Origin of the sequence: Halomicrobium urmianum (assembly GCF_020217425.1) — an archaeon.
Classification (GTDB): Archaea; Halobacteriota; Halobacteria; order Halobacteriales; family Haloarculaceae; genus Halomicrobium; species Halomicrobium urmianum.
This window is the reverse complement of sequence record NZ_CP084090.1, coordinates 1173517-1193557: the sequence shown is the minus strand read 5'-3', so window position 1 is coordinate 1193557 and position 20041 is coordinate 1173517. Positions and strand designations below refer to the sequence as shown.

Here is a 20041-nt window from a genome sequence, read left to right as displayed (position 1 = left end):
TTCGGTGCGAGTCGCCCGGCGTAGTCGCTGACGGGACGTCAGTGTGGGGCGAGAGAAGCCGCGGTTGGCTGGAGTCCGTGGCTCGCTGTCGTCCGAGAATCGAAGACTGTCGCGACCGTGACGGACCGGGCGACGACCACACGGTCCAGCACAGCGAGAGCGCGACCACGACGCTGGATGGCGGGCGCACGGTCGACGACGGGATTTACGCGCTCGGAAGCCCCGCTCACCGTCCCACGGACTCTTCGCCGAGAAGCAGTCGCACGTCCGGCCCCGTCCCGACCGACGCTCGACCGGCTGTGGTGTAAGAATCCATATACTTCACTATAATTTATTTGTACCAGGATACCCAATCCGTGAACCGTCGGGTCCGTCAGCCCGGCCGTGCATCGAAGAGAAACCACCCGTCCCCAGTCGGATGACATCCGGGGCTGGGTCCCTCGACCACTATCGTTCTCATCGTGTGAGACGTCGACTGCTGGGGCCCGCTGTACGCACGTACAGTCCGTGTCAGAGGCGTTCGTCACTGACGCTCGGGCTCGCTGGCCCGCCTCCGCGGGCGGTAGCCGCGGTCGAACTGATTCCGGTCGGATCGTACAAGTAGATTAACAAAGTGGATCGAAAGCGGAGACGGTGGTGATGGGAACCAGTGACCGCCCGCTAGTCACCGCCGTCGTGCCCACCTACGACCGGCCGGCGCTGCTGGCCGACGCCGTCCGCAGCGTCGTCGACCAGACCTACGACGCGATCGAGCTGATCGTCGTCGACGACGGCTCCGATGCGGATCCGACCGCCGCGCTGGCGGAGGTCCCGCTCGACGGCCTCGTCGATCATCGGGTGTTCCAGCACGACGGGAACCGGGGGGCGAACGCGGCGCGGAACACCGGCGTCGAGGCGGCCAGCGGCGAGTACGTCGCCTTCCTCGACGACGACGACTACTGGAAGCCGGAGAAGATCAAGCGACAGGTCGCCGCGCTGGAAGAGGCCTCCGAGGACTGTGCCATCGCCTTCACCGGCCAGGAGCGCGTCGACGGCGACGGGGCGGTGACCGGGATCACGAGGCCCGTGACCGACGGAGACTTCCTCGCGACCCTCGCCCGCGGCGCCAGTTTCGGCACGTTCTCGACCGTGCTGGTCCGACGCTCGGTGTTCGACGAGTTCGGGTCCCTCGACGAGCGGTTCCCCTGCTGGCAGGACCGCGACTGGTACCTCTCGATCGCGCCACACGTCGACTGGACGGCGGTCCCCGAACCGCTGACGGTCAGGCAGTTCACTCGGCGGAGGCAGATCTCCGACGGGTTCCGGCAGAAGCGGGACGTCGCCTACCCGCTGCTGGTCGAGAAGCACCGGCCGGCGGTGGCCGAACTGGGCCGGTCCTACGAGCGGCGCTTCCTGGCGACGCTGTGTCGCGGACTCGCCGTCTCCGCCGCTGACAACGACTACCACCGGGCGGCGCTGGGCTACCTGCTGCGGGCGATCCGCCTCCGGCCGTCGAGCCTGGGCACCTACGGCTACCTGCTCGCGCTGCTCGGCGGCAAGTACACCTGGATCCCCGCGCAGGTCTCGCGGCGAGCCATCGCGCGGACACTGCGCGGGCCGGAACCGCAGTAGACCGTTTCTGCTGCGGACGGCGCGTGGATCACCGCGGTGGTGACGACTACGCCAGCGACCGCCGCAGGACGGCGACGTCGTCCGCCAGCCCGGTGTCCCACACCTGCGTCGTGGCGGCAATCGTTGCCGCGTACGTCGCGACGCCGATGCCGACGAGACAACAGAGCCGTACCAGCCCGGGAAGCGGCGACAGCGCCGCGTCCGCGAGCAGGACGGCGCTGCCCATGAAGGCGGCGGCGAGACAGGGGGCCGCCAGCGCCCGGAGCAAGCGCCGCGGACGGGCGTCGACGGCCCGCAGCGCGACGGCGAAGGCGACGGGGTTCTGCAGGACCGCGCTGGCGACGAGGACGGCCGCGGTGCCCGTGATCCCCCAGGCCTCCGTCGCGGGGTAGATCAGGAGCGCGACGACGGCGAGCCGGGAGACCTGAAGCAGGGTGCTGTACTCCGGGTGGCCGATGGCCTTGAATAGCGGCCCCACCGCGGCGACGAGCGCCCGGAAGGCGCCCCACACCGCGAGGACGCGCATGGCGGCGATCGCGGGCGTCCACTCCGGGCCGAGGACGGCGCGGACGAACACCGGCGCCACAGCCGCGATTCCGACCGCCATCGGGAGCGCGAGCGCAGCGACGACCCTGAGTGTCCGGAAGAAGCCCGCCCGCAGCTCGGCCGCGTCGTCCTGGACCTCCGAGAACGCCGGGAACGTCACCTCGGAGACGACGTGGCTGACCTCCGTGGCGGGCGCGTTGGACAGGCGGAAGGCCATCCCGTAGAGCCCGACCGCCGACGAGCCCAGCAACCACCCGACGATCGCGTCGTCGCCCTGGTTGAGCGCCAGCAGGACCACGCCCGACCCGAAGATCCACTTACCGAACCCCAGTAGCTCGCGCGCCGCGTCCGGGTCGAACCCGAATCCCGGCCGGTAGTCGTGGATCCGGTGGGAGACGAGGGTCCGCGCGACCGGGCCGGCGACCGCGCCGACGACGAGGGCCCAGACGTCCTCGAGGACCACTGCCGCGACGAGTGCGGTACCGGCGTAGGCGACCGTGCCGCTGACGACGTGGACGAACTGCCGGTGGAAGGCGAGGCGCTTCCGGAAGTACACCACGCCGGGGTTCCGGAGGCCGTCCAGCAGCGGGACGAACCCGAGCACGCGGACGATCCCGGTCAGGCGGGGTTCGGCGAAGAACTCGGCGACGAACGGCGCCACCAGGTACGCGACGGCCGCGAGCGCGAGGCCGCGCCCGACCGTCAGCGTCCACGTCGTGTCAAGGTACGCGTCGACGTCGTCGTCCTCGCGCTGGATCAGCGCTTCGTCCAGCCCCAGCCGCGAGAGCCGCCTGAGGACGGTCAGCGCGACCATCCCCAGCCCGAGGAGGCCGAACTCCTCCGGGGCGAGCAGCCGCGCGAGGACGAGGTACAGTCCGAGGCGGACGACCCTGTCCGTGACCGTCAGCAGCGACAGCCAGACGCCGCTCGTGACGGTCCGTTCCAGGGTCGAATCGCCCGGCCTGAGTATCCTCAGTACTGTCTCTACCGCCCCGGCGAGGCGCGACGTCCGTCCCACGTCTGTGCCGTGTGGTCTCCGGGAGAAAGTTATGTGATCGCTACCAGCTGGTTGTCGTTCTGTCTTCGCTGGTAGTGGGGTGTCTACAGGTGGGAACGGGCCGAACGTGAGCACGCTCTCCTGCGGGTGTGAACGGCCAGCGAGCTCAGGCCCTTTCAGTCCCGGAAGACCCGAGGCGTCTTCCGACCTTCGCGGGGGCTTCGCCTCCCCCAGTCCCGCCCGGCGTCGGTCGGTCTCCGTCGTGGGAGACGTTGCGGCCGCGTGAGGCGTTCTACCGCCGTCGACCGGTCGGTAGACGGCGTATGACTATATCCGGGGCGTCGGATCATCCGGAGAAGCATGAGGGAGACGGACGACGATGCGCCCGCGGCGTCGGTGATAGTGCCGGTGTACAACGATCCGGCGGGGATCGATCGGACGCTCTCCGCCGTGACCGACCAGACGGTCCCGGACTCGGAGTACGAGGTGCTGGCGGTGGACAACGGGTCGACGGACGGGACGCGGTCGGTGATCGAGGACTACTGTCGGCGGCATCCGGACCTCGTCGACCTCGTCGTCGAGGACGAGGTACAGGGCTCCTACGCCGCCCGGAACGCCGGCATCGAGCGGGCGCGTGGCGAGGTGTTCGCCTTCGCCGACGCCGACGCGGGCGTCGAGCGGACGTGGCTCGCGTCGGCGCTGGACGCCCTCGAAGAGGCCGACTACGTGGGCTTCGACGTGCGCATCGACGAGTCGCTCGACGCGGGCCCGGTCGTCGCCTACAACCACGTCGCGGAGTTCACCGTCGAGCGCGATCTGCGGCGGGACCGGTTCGTGCCCACGTGCTGTCTGGCCGTCCGGCGCCGCGTCGTGGAAGAGGTAGGCCCGTTCGACGAGCGGTTCGTCTCTTCCGGCGACGTGGAGTTCGGACGCCGGGTCCACGCCGCCGGGTTCGAGACGGCCTACGAGCCGTCGGTCACCGTGTACCACCCAGCGCGGAACGCGCGCGAGTTGATCGGGAAGTACGTCCGGATCGGCCGCGGCATCGAGCAGCGCCAGCGGCTGTACCCCGAGCGGTTCGAGGCGCGGCCCGTCGTCGACTGGCGCGCGCTCCTGCCGACGATCTCGCCGGGGCAGCTCCGGGACTCCGCGGACGAGGTCCAGGCCGACGTCGACGCCGACCTGTCCCTCCCGACGCTGGCCGTCTTCTACCTCCTCGATCAGCTGCTGGTGCTGGCCACGACGGCGGGCCGGCTCGCCGAGCGCGTCGACCCGTCCGAGGACCGGATCGACCCGGCCGGGGAGCAGGCCGCGGCGCCCGGGGAGCAGGTCGACGTGTCCAGAGGCACGGTCGCGTCGTCGCGGTCGCGTGCGACGACCGAGGGCGAGTAGCGCCGTCGTCCGACGATCCCGATCGCGTCGGATCGCCGCGTATAGGAGCCAACTACCCGCCGCTTGCACCTGCGTTATACGCTGTGAAACAATAGTCCGACCACGGATACCGCCGGATATGCGTCAGCTGTTCACAGTTGGTCGTATCGACACACCAGCCGTCCGCGTCCGGGAGGTGACTGATGGTCGCTGACCGGTACCGGTCGCTGCTCCTCGCCGCGCTGTTGATCGCGTCCGTCGCCGTCGTCCCCGCGCCCGCGAGTGCGGACTCCGACACCGTGGCCGTGACGCAGAACGGCGAGTGCTACTCGGTGGACGCCTACGGCGACGGATCGGACACCGTCGAGGACTTCTACGACTACCGCTCCGGAACGGGCACGAAGTTCGCCTCCTACGGCACCACGGGCATCCAGCAGTCCCAGACGAGCCAGCTGCTCGTCTACGACGGTAGCGAGGGTCTGAGCCTCGTGATCATCCACGACAAGCTGAACGACGGCGACGGCGGCGGCACGACGACCTTCGACGTGTACGGCCTCCCGTCCGACGGCGAGTGGGCCGTCCGGGACGACTACTACGGTAACGACACCGACGACGACTGGGTCTTCGAGGGATCGGAGGCCCACATCGACTGGAAGTGGGCACCCAACCGCACCGACGGCGGCGCGTACCGCGGGCTGGACGGGAACTACGACGAGATCGTCATCGAGCCCGGGTTCAACGAGGACGCCGAGCACTACCCCACGTGGCCGTGGTACTACGACCGGACCGACGAGTGGCTCCTCCGGACCAGTCCCTCCGATAGCGTGTCGCTGTCGATGAACGACTCCGTGACGATCACGAAGTCGTGTGCGCCGACCGCGTCGCTCTCCGCGTCGGGGACCGTTCAGGTCGGCGAGTCGGTGACGCTCGACGCGAGCGGCTCGTCCGACGACGTGGGCATCACTGAGTACCAGTGGGACGTCGACGGCGACGGCAGCGTCGACGCCACGACCGGGTCGGCGACCTACGAGCACGCGTACGGCTCGTCGGGAACGGTCGAACCGTCCGTGACCGTCGTGGACGGCGACGGACAGACCGATACCGCGTCGGCGACTGTGTCCGTCGAGGCGGCGACGGAGACGATGACCGTCGAGAAAGCCGTGGCGAGTTACGGCGACGGCGACGACTCGCGGATCGAATCACGGGAGCTCCAGCTCGCGATCAACTGGTGGCAGAACGATACCGCGGTGCCCGGGACCGACGGCGAGACGATTAGCTCGACGCAGCTGCAGGAGCTGATTCACATGTGGCAGAACGACACCGCGGTCGACGGGTGACCTGAGGCGTCGGGTACTCCCCGGCGACGTCGACGAAACAGAGCGGTCCAGCGGTTCTCTGAGTTCGACCGGGGATGAGCCCCGAATTATCGAAATCGCGATTTTACAGGCTGTCGAGGCGAATGCCCCGGGGCTTGACCCCGGGGTTGAAGCCGACACTCCGTGACTATCTTGACACAGCGAGAGAATCACGCCGTTCACGGCGGGCGTGAATCGCGTGAACTCGATTCTTGATTCAGCTGTCGATACCTGCCACTCAAAGTCAGGCTGGACACACCTCCGTTTCAATTGTTCTCGAGGAGTGCTACCTGCTGAGAGCCGAGATGTCGATCGCGTCCAACGCGCGGACGTCGTCCAGCGCGGAAAGTACCCCGTGAGGGGACGGCATCGTATCCGTGGCCGCCCGACTGGTCGATTCCCACAACTATGGGGCAGTGGAGTGGGCTTCAGCGGTGACAGCTGCAGCTCGACCTAAGCATAACTATTCTGTTCTATTTGAGGATATACCAACTACAGTATGGTTCTGTAACGCGCTAGTAGAGGCCACTGCTTGCCGGGCTCGGTGAGCAGAACGACGACACTCGGTTTACGCCGCTATACGACGCTGTGGAGAACCGCGAGGTGTGGGTGCGTGATTCCGAATATCTATCCGCGAAGACGCACAGAGGCCGATATCGGCCTCACTATAGTAGAAGTTGGAACTGTTTACACATCGAGGGTATCCGGGGTGCCCCTCGAGTGTGTCATTGCGTCCAGTTTCTGCGATAGAACGATTCAGACACGGTTCGTGGTGAACCGCTGACCGCCGCTCCTGCACGGTGCACGGCCACCAGAACCACCGCGCCACGCAACGGACAGCCGTCTTCGGTCCTCACAAGACTGGCTCAGGGGCCTCGACAGTCCGACCGTCGATTCCGTTTCCAGACGCGGTCCAGTTCCCGTCTCTGGTCTCGAACGGTTGACCAGTGGGGTTGAATCTAAATACCACATCTATTAGTAATAAGTATATATTATAAGATGGGCTCCGCGTCCGTCGCGGTCGCGTTCGCCGCTAGCGACGTCACCACGGATCTCGAGCGCCTGACTGGTTCCCAGTGCGTCTGAGCCGGGCGAGTGACGGCAGGAAGGGGTGGTCAGAGCTCCGCTGTCGGCCGCCCCTCCAGCTACGCTGGTAGGTTCGGCGCGTCGCTGCTGTTGGAGGACCGAGTCCAGAAGCCGACGATATCGAGCACGATAGTCCGGCTGCCCTCGAGTCTGTGCTCTCGGGGCCAGTCACGGCCCGCTATCGATGTTGTTCGGCGTAGTCGTACAGTAGCTCCAGCTGGCGGGACAGGTCGTGCTCGTCTACTTCCTGTGGTGACTTGAAGAACGATGCGAGCTGTGGCTGACAGCCGCCGTCACCGTGTTCGTCGGCGTGTGCGACGAGACGAGCCAGATCCAGAACCAGCGGTGCCGCTAGCGCCGAGTCCGACCCCTCCCACGTGAACTGCATCTTCATCTCCGTCTCGAGGAACCCCTGAAAGTGGATGTGATCCCAGGCGGTCTTCCAGTCACCGAGCGACGGGGTGTAGTCGATGCGCACAGCGTTGTGCGTATCGTATCCGAGGATCTCCTCTAACAGGTTGCCCTTACTGGCGACCTTTCCGGCCTTGTTGTCGTCGTCCTCGAGGACGAGACCGTCGGTGTTTCCGAGGATGTTGTGGCCTTCCCAGGAGAGGACCCGGAGATTGCGTCCCGCAAACATCGGGGCGAGAGCCGACTTGACGAGCGTCTCGCCGGTTTTCCCGTCTCGACCCATATGCGGGACGTCGTTCTGTTCGGCCAGTTCGCGGAGCCCGCCGAGCGCCGATCCGGTACTCGGCGTGAAGTTCACGTACGGGTGGCCGTCAACGAGCGCCGAATAGGCGTACAGCGTGCTCGCGGGAAGGTCCGGGTCGTCGTCCTCGATCGCCGCCTCGAAATCCGCGAGCGACGCGTATCGCTCGGGCTCGTCCATCGGCGGTTCGGTCGAGGAGACGTTAACTACGACGAGCCGGTCGAGCCCGTGGTCCCGGACGAAGCTCGCGTAGTCGTCTCGGATCCGCGACACGATTCCGGAGAGCGATTCCTCGCCCGTCTCAGTACCGTCCGACAGGTTCTCGATCGTCTCTCCGCATTGCCTGGCTGTTCCGATGTTCACTCGGTCGTCGATCTCACGGAGGTCCTCGCGTACCGCGTCGAGGGTCTCTCGGTCGGGAACGCCCCCGTCCCGGTGTGCCTGCTCCACCGTTTCCTCGATGCTCTGGGTCTGGATGTCGTGTCCACCGAAGACGAGCTGGTCGACCTCGGGGAGGTCGAGCGACGCGATCGGTTCGACCTCGGTGACCATTCCAGTCCCGTCGACGGCCCCCCTGGCTATCGCTCGTGCGCCCGTGATCGCCGTACTGGCCACGTTGCCTCTCGCACCCACTAACCAGACACCGGTTGACATAGTAGGGGACTTGACACAGTGTTTGAAAAGGGTTACGCCCGCCTGAACGATTCAAACCGGTCGTATTCTGGCCGACAACGCCTCCATCTCCGGATTCTCCCGCGTTTGCTACCAGCTGAGATCCGTATCTGAATCGCGTCGCGATATCTGATCCTTCTCTTTGCTAAAGTCTAGCTCTCGATTGAGCACGGTCTCTTCGGGATGGCGCCACTTCTCGTCACAGTCCGCACACTGCCATACTTCAGTCGCAGGGCCGTCGTCGGACTCCCTCCGGACTGAGCTGACTGGCTGACCACAGTGGGGGCAGTACTCGGGCATGCTAGAGGGGGTACTGATCCGACGGGCATGAAATTACTGCAGGGTGCCGTGAAAGCACGGGAGAATGCCAACCTCTAGTAAATGGCGAGACAACGACGCTAGAAAAAGATAGTTATACTACGGTTCTCATGTCGTTCGTATGTCGATACCGATAATCGACCCGCACATGCACATGGTGTCGCGTTCGACGAACGACTACGAACGTGCACGGTTAGCTGGCGTCGAGTGTTGCATAGAACCGGCCTTCTGGAGCGGGACAGACAAGCAGAATGCGGGATCGTTCTTCGATTACTTCGAGCAGATCATCGACTTCGAGACGCGTCGGGCCGAGCGCGCCGCCGGGGTCGACCACTACGTGACGATCGGGCTCGAGCCGAAGGAGGCGAACTACGAAGAGATGGCCGAGCGCGTCCTGGACCGCATCCCCGACTACCTCGATCGTGACAACGTCGTCGGTGTCGGCGAAATCGGGTTCGACCAGGGCACGGAAGCGGAAGAGTACGCCTTCAGGCGGCAGCTTCGCATGGCCGAGGAGCGTGAACTGCCCGTAATCATCCACACGCCGCACACGGACAAGCCCGAGGGGACGAAACGGATCGTTGACATAATCGAGGACGAAGACGTGACTCAGGAGCGCATCGTCATCGATCACAACACGGAGAACACCATCGACATCAGCACGCAGACCGACTGCTGGATCGGATTCACGCTGTATCCGGGGAAGATAGACGCCGATACCGCGATAGACCTGCTCGAGGAGCACGGAACCGACAAGATGCTCTTCAATAGTGCCGCAGACTGGGACCCGTCGGACCCGCTCGCGGTCCCGAAAGCCCGGGACAAGATGCTCGATCGGGGGTGGGATCGAGAGGACGTCCGCAAGGTCGTTCTCGAGAACCCGTACGACTTCTTTGACCAGTCACCGAACTTCACCTACGAGATTTAACCATGGAATTCGGCTTCTCAATGAACGCGTTTCGGCAGCACGAACTGGACGAGGCCCTGGCGGTACTCGCAGACATCGGATACGATGGCGTCGAGCTACTGCTCGATGAACCGCACCTCTTTCCCGGTGCCGTAGACGAGAACGATATCGCGGACGTTCGACGGCGGCTGACGAACTACGGTCTGTCCGTCAGCAACTGCAACGCATTCATGCTCAGCGCGATCGACCTCTCGGACGAGATTCGCTCGTCCGAGTACAGTCGTGACACCGAAGACTTCCACCATCCGTCATTTGTCGAGTATTCGCCCGACGATCGCCAGGCCCGAATCGAACACACGGAAAACGCGCTCCGGACAGCGGCTGCACTCGGGGCGAGCCACATCTCGATTCCCCCCGGAGGTCCGATACCCAAGCGAGTACCGGAAGACGAAGCGATGGACGCGTTCGTCAGTGGTGTCCGGACAGCGGCCGAGACGGCGGAGGACGTCGGCGTCGACATCCTCGTCGAACCGGAACCGGAGCTGCTGATCGAGACGTCGGACGACTTCCTGGAGTTTATCGACCGCGTCGACTCGCCTCGGGTCGGCTGTAACTTCGACGCGGGTCACTTCTATTCAGTCGGCGAGGATCCCGCTCAGATCATCGACAAGCTGGCCGACTACACTCGCCACTACCACATCGAGGACATCCCCGCAGATCGGACCCACGAGCACACCCAACTGGGGGAGGGAAGCATGGATATCGACGGGTTCCTCCAGGCGTTGCAGGACAGTGGATACGACGGATTCGTGACCGTCGAACTGTACCCCTACGAGGAGACTGCACCGGAGACGGCATGGGCCGCCATGGAGTTCCTGAAAGAGCATGGGTGGGTCTGAACGACACTCGCCGCGGCCTTGAAATGACGGAATACGGCGGCGACGAACAGTTCGGTCGGTGGCTCGTCAGACGCCTCACTGTCGTCGCCCGACTCGTTCGGCTTCCGAACCTCTTCACGGCCCCGCCCGACGTCATCCTCGGTGCGGCCATCGTCACGGGTCTGGGACGTTCCGTTCACGTGTCGTCACTCGTCGGGCTCTCCGTCGCGTCGATGTTGCTGTACGCGGCCGGGACGACGCTGAACGACTACTTCGACGCCCCGGTGGACGCAGACGAGCGGCCCGAACGACCGATCCCGTCCGGAGCTATCTCACGTTTCCGGGCACTCCTGCTAGGGACCTCGCTGCTGCTCAGTGGGGTCTCTATCGCGTTCCTCGCCAGCGGCGTGCGTGCCGGCGTCGTTTCGATAGTGCTAGCCCTGCTCGTCGTCGGCTACGACGCGGTTCTCAAGGGGTCGGTTCTAGGGCATCTAGCGATGGGCGGCACTCGCGGAACGAACGTCATCCTGGGAACGACGGTGGCGCTGCGTCCGACGGAGCTGCCGGCGGACGTCGTCTCGATACCGGTAGTCGTGGCGCTGTACATAGCCGCCGTCACGTACATGGCCGACGGCGAAACGGAAGTCGGCGGCCGCGGCGGCGTGGGCGTCGCCGCTGCCGGTGGGGTGCTCGCAGCGGCCGGCGTCGTCGGTGCCCTAGTAGCGACGCCTCCGCTCCCGCTGGACTCCCTCGCGTCAGTAGCGTTCCTCGTCGCGTTTGTGGTGTGGATCGGTCGGCCGCTGTCCGCGGCGTTCGCCGATCCCTCTCCGGACACGATCGGTCCGGCGGTCGGCGCGTGCGTACTGGGTCTGGTCCCGTTGAACGCCGCGTTTGCCGGAACCACCTCTCTGGTCTGGGCCCTCTGCGTCGCGGCGTTCTTTCTCCCGGCGCTCGGCCTCGCAGAAGTATTCGACGTCAGCTAACCCGGCCCTAGACCGATAACCGTCTCGATTGGGGTTTCCAGTACTATTTTATAGGGGGGATCGTAGCTAATTGACATGGTTCGCCTGGCGTTCTCTACCAACGCGTACACCCGATTCGACCTGCCTGACGCTGTCAGACGAATCGCCGACCACGGCTATGACGGAGTGGAACTCCTGGCCGACGAGCCGCACGCCTACCTCCCCGAGTTCGACGCAGAGAACCGTGACGCGCTCGTAACGGCGCTCGCCGAGACCGGGCTCGCCGTCTCGAACATCAACGCGAACACGACGGTCGGGTACTATGACGACGCGCCGCCGTCCGCGTTCTTCGATCCGACCATCATCACGTCGGACGAAGAGGAGCGTGCTTGGCGGGTGGATTACACGAAGCAGGCAATCGACCTCGCTTCGGCGGTCGACGCCCCGGCAGTCTGCGTCGCGACCGGTCGCCCGCTGCCGGGCAACCCGCCCGAGCAGGCGAGAGAGTATCTCCTCGAATCGCTCGCAGAGATCACGGACTACGCGGAAACGGAGGGCGTCTCAGTGGGTATCGAGTACGAACCGGAACTGCTCGTGGAGTGCACTGACGAAGTGATGGAGCTCGTCGACGACGTCGGGAGCGACGCGCTCGGCGTCAACCTCGACGTCGGACACGCGGCAGTGTACGGCGAGGACCCCGCCGAGAGCATCCGTCAGTGCGCCGGCAATATCACCGGCGTTCACCTCGAAGACATCGACGGCGGTCGACGCGGGAAACACTATCACAAGATTCCCGGCGAGGGGGACCTGGACTTCGACGCGATGTTCGCCGCCCTCGACGACATCGGCTACGACGGCTTCGCAACGCTCGAACTGTACACGTATCCCGACGAGCCAGACGCGGCGGCGAAAGCGGCGATCGACGCCCTCGAACGGTACGTCGACTAGGTCGACGTCTTCTCTGCCCTGACGGCGCGGACTCCTCCGTGGGACGCATGCCGTTCGTAGGTATCCAGAAACCAAACCCCGATCGGACTGCGGCGATCCCGCTGTGAATCGACGGTCGGTCTGTGTGAGCGGAGACTGGGGCGGCTACTCGAAGATCGGGCCGCCGTCGTTACGGTTGGAGTCGTCTGCCGGGAACTCACACGTCTCGTCGTCGTCGTCCTTCTCGGGCAGTACCCGGAGCGGACGCATCATGTCGTGATCCTCGTGTTCGAGCATGTGGCAGTGCCACATGTACCAGCCGGTCTGGTCGTTGAACAGCCCCTCGTACTCCCCGAAGTGGACGATGACGTGCGTGACCTGGCCGGGGTCGACGGTGACGACGTCGTTCCATCCCCGTTCTCCCTGCTTCGGCGGCGAGAGCGTCTCGGGATCGACGGAGTCCGCCTCGGGGTCGAAGTCGCTGTAGGACTGGTGACCGAGCACCTGGAAGTGGACGAGATGGAGGTGGATGGGATGAGACATCCCGGTGAGGTTAGCGATGCTCCAGATCTCCGTCGTCCCCTTCCGGGGCGTCTCGGTCGCCGGGTCGTAGAGCCGGTTCCCCAGCGGTTCCTCACCCGTTCCGAGGAGGTGTAACAGGCGACCGTACTCGTCCGACTGCGTCGCCAGCGTGACGTGGCGGTTCCGGTCCGCCGATTCGACCGGGATCTCGGGCACTCGACCGAGGGAGCTCGGAACCTGACTCGTGTCGTCGCCGTCCGAAGCGTCCTCGACGTCGATGAGCAGCACCTCCGGCAGCGGTTCGACGTCGTCGTCGGTGGCGACCGATCCGCGGAACTCCGCGGGCGCGTCGTTGTGGAGGAGCAGCGTCGAGCCGGCGTAGTCGGAGAAGTCGACGACGACGTCGGCGCGACCGCTCGACCCGAGTTGCAGGCGACCGTCGACCTGTCGCGGTTGCGCGAGGAGTCCGCCGTCGTTCCCGATGAGGGTGAGAGGCGGACCGTCCGCCCCCGTCGTCCCCGCCGCCTCGTCGTACTCGACGAGCTTCAGGTTGTAGAACCGGCTGTTCGACCCGTTGAGTAACCGAAGTCGATACGATCGAGGCTCGACGGTCAATCGCGGCCAGGCCTTCCCGTTGACGACGGACGTGTCGCCGTAGAACTGCGGGACGATACTCGGGTCGGGTGTCGATCCGTCGCCGTCGCTCGGTCCCGTCGGATAGAAGAGGCTCCCGTCGTCGTTGAACGTCCTGTCCTGCAGGACGAGCGGGATCTCGTACTCACCGGCGGGGAGGCCGAGCTCGTCCTCCCGATCGGACCGGAGCAGGTAGAAGCCGGCGAGCCCCGCGTAGACGTTCAGTCGAGTAATCCCGAGGGAGTGGTCGTGGTACCACAGCGTCGCGGCCGGCTGGTCGTTGACGTAGTAGTAGTCTTTCTTCTCGAACTTCGGCCCCGTCTCCTCGAAGTCCCGCGTGAACCACGCCTGTGGCTTCCCGTCGCTCGTGTGCTCGACGTTCCCGCCGTGGAGGTGCGTGACGACCCTGACCCCGGTCGAGTCGTACGGGACTTCGTCGCCGTGGATCGTCGTGTCGACGGGCAGCAGGTGCTCGTCGGGCAACTTGTTCTCCCACCGGACGTAGACTGGTTCGCCCCGCCGGGCTTCGATCGTGGGCCCGGGGTACTGGCCGTCGTATCCCCAGACCGTCGTCGGTGGGAGGTCACGGTGGAGGCTCTGCTCGACCTCCCGCATTTCGACCTCGTAGTAGGGCTGGCCGTCCTTCGTCCCCGTCGGTTCGATGACGCCGGGGCGCGGGACCTCGTCGACCCACCTGGCGAGATCAGGAGACGACGCCGTCGCCTGCGCGTCCTGTACTGCCCTGGTCTCGCCGCGGAGCGAGTGCGACTGTCCCGAAGCGGTGTTCCCGACGAAACCGCCCAGGCCGATCGCGCTCAGGCTCTGTATCAGGCTCCGACGGGGAACGAACGACGATCCTGTTCCGGTACTGTCCTGCGATCCGTCCGTGTGTGAATTGTCTCGTGGCATGTGTGGCCCGTGTCGGTGGTTTAGCTTCGCGTAGCCTCAGTCACGTCGCGAGTGGCTACCGGTGACCGATCACGTACTTCCCAGACGTGATCGATTTACAGACAATCAGAGGCTAACACATTTAACACTTTATCCGGCCGGAGGCGCGAGGACTGCAGACGGGTTCCGGTCGACCGCTAGACCGGGGCTCGTTGGCTCGACCGACGACGGGTCTAGCGCCTGCCAATCAGACCGTCTCCGTCGTCGCTTCGGAAGTGGGCCACTGACAATCAGCCAGGGTGACCCCGGCTTCGGCAGTGGGCCGCTCAGTCAGAGCGACCCCGTATCGAAGTGGATCACTTGCCGCCTCGCCCCGGACTGATCCGTTCTCTCCGATTCACCAGTCGATAACCTGCTCAGGAATTACCACAGTCGCTTCCGAGACGCCTCTCGGTGTGTACTGATCTGCTGGTCGTAGACGGCGGAGGCGGTAGCTAACAGGGCGACGTACTCTATAGACGCCGAGCAGGCTGTCGCCATCCTCTCTGATCTCATATCTACATTATATCATCATGTTTAACCTGCATATTTTAGTTAACATTTAGGGTACGTGTTGATACAGTACCACTTGGGCAAACCGGGGCGAAAGCAGGACTCACCATGACCAACTCCCAAACCAAATCAGGTTCGTCATCCCAGCGGGTACCGCGCGCAATCATCCACAAGAACATTCTCGACGAAGCGGAGAAGCAGCCGGACGCCTCCGTCGAGGAGATCGCAGACAACGTGAGCGGTGCGTCGGTGAAGCTAGCGAAGAAGGTGCTGGAGGAATACGGCGATCCCGCTTCGGACGGGGGCGCTGTTCACTCGACTCCCGATCCGAAACGCGACGACGCTGACGCCAGCGTCGACGGGGCTACGGACCCCGACCACGATGGGGGGTCCCTCGACAGCATCGATTATCTGCATCTCTCCGAGAACCAGAAACAGCTTCTCCAGACGGTCTACGAGTATCCGGACGCGACGAAAGCGCAACTCGCCGACAGGCTCGGCTGCTCGGTCGACGAGGTGCTGCGGACGGTGGACTCGATCTCCAACTTCGAGTGGGAACGACGACGGGAAACCGTTCAGCGACTCTTCGACGACCGACGTAACCGCGACGACGAGCGGGAGGCCGGCGGCGATTCCATGGGCGAGGTGGCTGCAAAGGTCGACGAGCTCGAGTCGCAGGTGTCGGATCTCGAACGGACGATCGAGGGGAAGTCCCCCGGTCTCGAAGAGTCGCTCTCGGATCCGGACCTTCTGCACAGGGTCATCCAGGCCTGTATGGCCTCGGATCACATCAGCGAGGAAGAGGAGCTCGACATCATCAAACAGCTCGTCGAATAGCCCCAGGCAACGGTGACCCCCGGCGTTCGAACGCGCGTGGTGTCCGGGTCCCATTCCGGTCCTGTGATGCGGTCTCGCGGGAAACCGCTGCGGAGTCCGTTAGGCGATTCAGTTCCGTCGATTCCGCCGAGACGCTACTCGGAGGGCCAGCCGGCCGTGCGGTGCCAGGTGAGGTATCCAGCGACGACGACACTAACGAGCGTGAGCAGTCCGGGTCTGGATCGAATCTCCGTGCGTGTCATTATCTATGACTGAATTACAAGCACTCCGCTAGACCGATCGAAACGACGCCCTCGTTGCTGGACTGTCCGCGCTCAGAGCGAGGCGTCCTGCCGCGCGGCGTCTAGACCGTTACCGAGATCCGGTCCGTCTACCGAGACCGAATTCGGCGCTCTATCCCGGCCAGACTCCCGTATGCGGCGACGTACAGAGGTGCGAGTAGAAACACGAAGAGGAAGGGAGGGACTGCCTCGGCGGGGGAAGTCCAGGACGTCACGCGGACGAGGCCGTGCCAGAAGAGGACGATCCCGAGGAACAGACCGAGGGGGCTCAACAGGCGATATCGACCGAACAGTGCGACCGGAACACCGACCGTACCGAAGGCGAGTAGCAACAGGAGTCCCACGTTCCGCCAGATCGGGTACGAAGACGAGACGTCGGTTGCCAACAGGAGAGTGTATACGCGAACTGCCGCCACGTAGCCGACACTCGTCCCCACTGCGATGAGGATCGTGAACGGCCAGTTTCGCTTTCGGTGGGAGATCACCGCCGCTCCCGGCAGCGAAAGCCTGTACTGGGGTCGCATACCTGCATAGAGTAGCCACAGCGTTAAATGGTTAATTGAAACCTGACTCCAAGCAGTCAGGAGTAAATTGCGTTTAGCCTGTTTCTACCGGTGCTGTAGTTGGTGGTAGTCGGTTACTACTCCGGATGAAGCCGGCTACCGTATCCGTTGCTGTCGGAACCGACGACCCCTTCCGGCGTCGGTCGTCCCCGGGTCCGGTCTGTCCAGTCACTCACTGCGGCGGTTTCGTGAGGACGCTCCGCGGCGATCTGACTCGCGGCGGAGCCGGTGAAATGCAGCAGCAATTGCCGCTACCGGTCTGTCGCCGGGCGTTACCGTTCGCCACGGTGCGCTGCTTTCAACCCCGAAGCGTGATCTGGTCTTCGTCGATCGCGTGCCCCAGTGCCGGCGGCAAGCCGACGACGACGTGGTCGGTGAGCGGAGCCAGGTACTCTACGAGCCTCTCGATCTGTTGGGGCTCGAGCGCTGTGAGGGAATCCAGGAGGAGGACCCGCTGGTCCTCGTAAACCTCGTAGACGATGTACCCGGCGATAGAGACGAGTAGCGCGACGACGTCGCGATCCGGTTCCCGGAGCAGTCCGGGTGGAACGACGCGACGACCGCCGGACTGCGTTCCCTCCTCGACCAGGACAGTGTGGGCCGGAGCGGTCAAGGGGTCCGCCTCGGTGGAGCCGTCTGATTGCGTGATCCAGATCCGTTCGATCGGATCGTAGTCGACGATGTCGAGCAGTATGTCGATTGTCGCGTTGTACTCGTCGACGAGCGTCGCCCGCACCTCCGGCGCTCGTTCGCCCGAGCCGTCGTTCCAGCCGGCTGCTCCGTCTGCTCCCTGCTTCGCCGGACTGCTCCGCTCCGCGATCGCCGCTCGCTTGGCTTCCACTTCTTCCCGCACGTCTCCCAACGCCGTTTCAGTCTGATCGAGATCGAGGGCCAGCCGGAGCGCGTCGAGATACGGGCGCAGTGCCGTGATCTCCCCCTCCTCTTCTGCGAGCGCAGCCAGTTCCGACTTGAGAGCTGCGGCCCTGTTCGTCAACGCCGCTTTCCGATGTCGTCGGTCCGCGAGCCGCTCTTCTAGCGTCTGAATGTCGGACTCGATCTCTGACTTCCGGTCGTGAAGCCGCTGACACTGATCCTGTCTGCTCTCCGCCGCGCGTTTTCGCTCCTGTAGCGTCTCGATCCGGGCCTCGACTTCGTCCACTCTGTCCAGTTTCTTCGTGAGTATCGAGTTCAGGCTCTCCAGCCCGCTCTCGATCCGTGGGGCGGGGACCTCCGAGTGACAGAGCACACAGGTCGTGAGGTCGCCCTTCGTCTCCTTCTGGCTCTCCTCGTCGGCGACACCGTCGATACCGACCTGCGGGAACTTCTCGTCCGCTTCACCGACGAGGACGTCCCTGTTGAACTGAATGAGGTTCTGGACGTTCTGGATCTCCTGTTCGAGCCGTTGCTTCTCTTCTCTCGCGTCCGCCAGTTTGCTCTCCAGTTCGCTCCGCTCGTCGGTCTCGCCCGTCGAACTGGCCGGGAGTTTCGTCCGCAGTTCGTCACGTTCCTCACGGAGAGCGACGAGGCGGTTCTCGTCCGAGGAGACGCCCCGGCGGACGGTGACGAGCTCTTCGACCGTCTCCTCGACCTCGGCGAGCGTCGACGAAAGCCGGTCGCGGTTCTGCACTCGGAGCCGGCTGACTTCGTTCCCGGTGGCGAGTTCTTCACTCGCGGCTTCGAGGCCGGACGCCATCGACTCGGCCGTCCCGGCGAGCGAGTCGGCCCGGTCCTCTAGCTGCTGGAGCTCTCGGTCTGCTCTGGCGCGGCGAGAGTGACGTCGATTACGCTCGCTGATACGACGGGTAAGCTCGGCTACTGCCCCGTCCAGACGGACGTTGCGGTCGCAATACGCCAGCAGTGGTCCCACGTCAGGCGATCCGACGAACTGCTGTCGGAGGCCGTCGCACCCGTACAGGTACCCGAACAGATCCGTGAGTCGAACGGGGTCTGACTCTTCGCCGCCGTTTACGACCAGTTCACCGCCGTCGCGGACGCTTGCCCGCTCGTGGACCTCGTCTCCGAAGTCGACCGTGACGCGGCATTCGCCCAGTTCCTGCGACAGCGCTCTGTCGGGGCCGGCCAGAGCGAACTGGATGGCCTGAAAGCACCGTTTCCTGCGTTCCGGACTCTCGTCGACGAGCACGCCGACCCCTCCACGAAGCTCGATTTCCCCCGTTTCGAGCCCGTCGATGCCGGTAACTTCCAGCCGCGTGACCCCATCAGATCGCTGCGCGGAAGTCATCGATGCTATACAGTTAGTCTATAATAATAAACTATTCGATAACATGGAATATTGATTATATTGCGCGCGGTCGACCGCCTTTCCGGGTCTCCTCACGGACGGCGATGGCCGGACATCTAGCGTGATGTCAGTTGCAACTCGATCGCCTTCGACGCGCTTCGGAGGAGACCGGGAACGTCCTCGGTCAGTCGCTTTCCGGAGAGCCGGTTCATCGGTCCCGAAACGCAGAGTGAAGCGACGGGGTCACCGCGGACGAGTATCGGGACGGCGACGCGCGCGCGACCCGCCTCCTCGTCCCGCTCGACGTCGAGTTCTCGTACGTGTATCTGTCCCAACTCCTCGCGCAACTGGTCGAGGTCCGCCCGCTGATCAGTGATGCCGGGCAGCGACCTGACTTCCTCCCACTCCTCGTACGCGATGATGACCTTTCCCGGGGCTGTCGTGTATAGCGGCTCCGTCTCTCCGTCCGCTATGTCGTCGGTGGTGTCGGGCGGGACCCGAAGCAGTTCGTAGAGGCGGTCGTTCCATTCGAGGTACATGGACGCCTGCTCGTTCGTTATCTCCGCGATCCGCTCTAGCTCCTGCCAGGCGATCCGTGCGATCGGGAACTGCGCAGTCGCGGCGCAGGCGTACCGCAACGGGCGAAACCCCGGGAGATACTGCTTGTCGTCCTTCACGAGAAAACCGAGGTCGACCAGCGTGTTGACGTGTCGATGAGCGGTGCTCGTCGCGACCTCCATCTCGTTCGCTATCTCCGTCAGGGTCGCACCGTTGTACCGGGTGACGCAATCGAGAATCGCATTTGTCGTCACGGTGGCCTGCACTCGGCTTTCCTCGTCTCCGGACATTATACCAAAGAGCCTCGAAGTGGCTCTCTAATAATTGTAGCGACTATGTAAATACCTAGCAATCAATACTACAGCGAGAGGTAGCCAGCGCGCTCGACGCTGCACGAAGGACGGAAACTAGAGTGGCTCCAGAGACCACGTCTCGCCCTCGGTTCTCGAACCGCCAATCGACTGCTGTGCTAGACGACTCACTCGGGTGATCCATAAAACTCCGCTAGCCTATGTAACAGGGGTACCTGTGTTACCTCCATTCTAGCCGTCCGAATGGCGGGAAGAACACTACGGCTATAGTAGAGATCGAACGCACTGACACGCTTGAGGGGCACCCGTGGT

14 protein-coding genes are annotated in these 20041 nt (G+C 64.4%); 8 read left to right on the top strand and 6 right to left on the bottom strand.

Going from position 1 to position 20041, the window contains the following annotated elements; translation table 11 throughout:
• Positions 1-639 precede the first annotated feature (639 nt).
• Entirely contained in the window at positions 640-1611 is a 972-nt protein-coding gene (locus tag LCY71_RS05655; protein ID WP_225335388.1) for a glycosyltransferase family 2 protein, read from the top strand.
• Between the two features lie 46 nt (positions 1612-1657).
• On the opposite strand, the gene LCY71_RS05650 is transcribed toward LCY71_RS05655, so the two are convergent.
• The gene (locus tag LCY71_RS05650) at positions 1658-3175 is read right to left on the bottom strand and encodes a lipopolysaccharide biosynthesis protein (RefSeq protein ID WP_225335387.1); all 1518 of its coding nucleotides are present in this window, start codon (positions 3173-3175) and stop codon (positions 1658-1660) included.
• 339 nt (positions 3176-3514) lie between these two features.
• On the opposite strand from LCY71_RS05650, the gene LCY71_RS05645 reads away from it, so the two are divergent.
• Positions 3515-4546 carry a glycosyltransferase family 2 protein gene (locus tag LCY71_RS05645; RefSeq protein ID WP_225335386.1) on the top strand — a complete coding sequence of 344 codons (1032 nt, stop codon included), beginning with the start codon at positions 3515-3517 and terminating at the stop codon, positions 4544-4546.
• A gap of 182 nt (positions 4547-4728) precedes the next feature.
• Positions 4729-5862 carry a PKD domain-containing protein gene (locus tag LCY71_RS05640; protein WP_225335385.1) on the top strand — a complete coding sequence of 378 codons (1134 nt, stop codon included), beginning with the start codon at positions 4729-4731 and terminating at the stop codon, positions 5860-5862.
• Between the two features lie 1282 nt (positions 5863-7144).
• Here LCY71_RS05640 and LCY71_RS05635 read toward each other — a convergent pair.
• Positions 7145-8332: an inositol-3-phosphate synthase gene (locus LCY71_RS05635; RefSeq protein ID WP_225335384.1), complete on the bottom strand. Its 1188-nt coding sequence runs from the start codon at positions 8330-8332 to the stop codon at positions 7145-7147.
• 484 nt (positions 8333-8816) lie between these two features.
• On the opposite strand from LCY71_RS05635, the gene LCY71_RS05630 reads away from it, so the two are divergent.
• The 4 genes from LCY71_RS05630 (at position 8817) to LCY71_RS05615 (ending at position 12363) form a co-directional block, all read left to right on the top strand.
• On the top strand, positions 8817-9596 hold the full coding sequence (locus LCY71_RS05630; RefSeq protein ID WP_373325155.1) for a TatD family hydrolase: 780 nt from the start codon (positions 8817-8819) through the stop codon (positions 9594-9596).
• Between the two features lie 2 nt (positions 9597-9598).
• The gene (locus LCY71_RS05625; protein ID WP_373325144.1) at positions 9599-10474 is read left to right on the top strand and encodes a sugar phosphate isomerase/epimerase family protein; all 876 of its coding nucleotides are present in this window, start codon (positions 9599-9601) and stop codon (positions 10472-10474) included.
• A 23-nt stretch (positions 10475-10497) separates the two neighbouring features.
• A complete protein-coding gene (locus tag LCY71_RS05620; protein ID WP_373325154.1) occupies positions 10498-11436 on the top strand; it encodes a UbiA family prenyltransferase in 939 nt (312 codons plus the stop codon).
• Positions 11437-11511: 75 nt separating this feature from the next.
• Positions 11512-12363 carry a sugar phosphate isomerase/epimerase family protein gene (locus LCY71_RS05615; protein WP_225335380.1) on the top strand — a complete coding sequence of 284 codons (852 nt, stop codon included), beginning with the start codon at positions 11512-11514 and terminating at the stop codon, positions 12361-12363.
• A 144-nt stretch (positions 12364-12507) separates the two neighbouring features.
• On the opposite strand, the gene LCY71_RS05610 is transcribed toward LCY71_RS05615, so the two are convergent.
• The gene (locus LCY71_RS05610) at positions 12508-14406 is read right to left on the bottom strand and encodes a multicopper oxidase family protein (RefSeq protein ID WP_225335379.1); all 1899 of its coding nucleotides are present in this window, start codon (positions 14404-14406) and stop codon (positions 12508-12510) included.
• A gap of 639 nt (positions 14407-15045) precedes the next feature.
• On the opposite strand from LCY71_RS05610, the gene LCY71_RS05605 reads away from it, so the two are divergent.
• Positions 15046-15774, top strand: a complete 729-nt coding sequence (locus LCY71_RS05605; RefSeq protein ID WP_225335378.1) for a hypothetical protein — start codon at positions 15046-15048, stop codon at positions 15772-15774.
• 370 nt (positions 15775-16144) lie between these two features.
• On the opposite strand, the gene LCY71_RS05600 is transcribed toward LCY71_RS05605, so the two are convergent.
• From LCY71_RS05600 to LCY71_RS05590, 3 genes are all read right to left on the bottom strand, one after another.
• Positions 16145-16579: a hypothetical protein gene (locus LCY71_RS05600; RefSeq protein WP_225335377.1), complete on the bottom strand. Its 435-nt coding sequence runs from the start codon at positions 16577-16579 to the stop codon at positions 16145-16147.
• Between the two features lie 337 nt (positions 16580-16916).
• The gene (locus LCY71_RS05595; RefSeq protein WP_225335376.1) at positions 16917-18860 is read right to left on the bottom strand and encodes a coiled-coil domain-containing protein; all 1944 of its coding nucleotides are present in this window, start codon (positions 18858-18860) and stop codon (positions 16917-16919) included.
• Between the two features lie 116 nt (positions 18861-18976).
• Positions 18977-19708: an IclR family transcriptional regulator gene (locus LCY71_RS05590; protein ID WP_225335375.1), complete on the bottom strand. Its 732-nt coding sequence runs from the start codon at positions 19706-19708 to the stop codon at positions 18977-18979.
• Between the last annotated feature and the right edge of the window lie 333 nt (positions 19709-20041).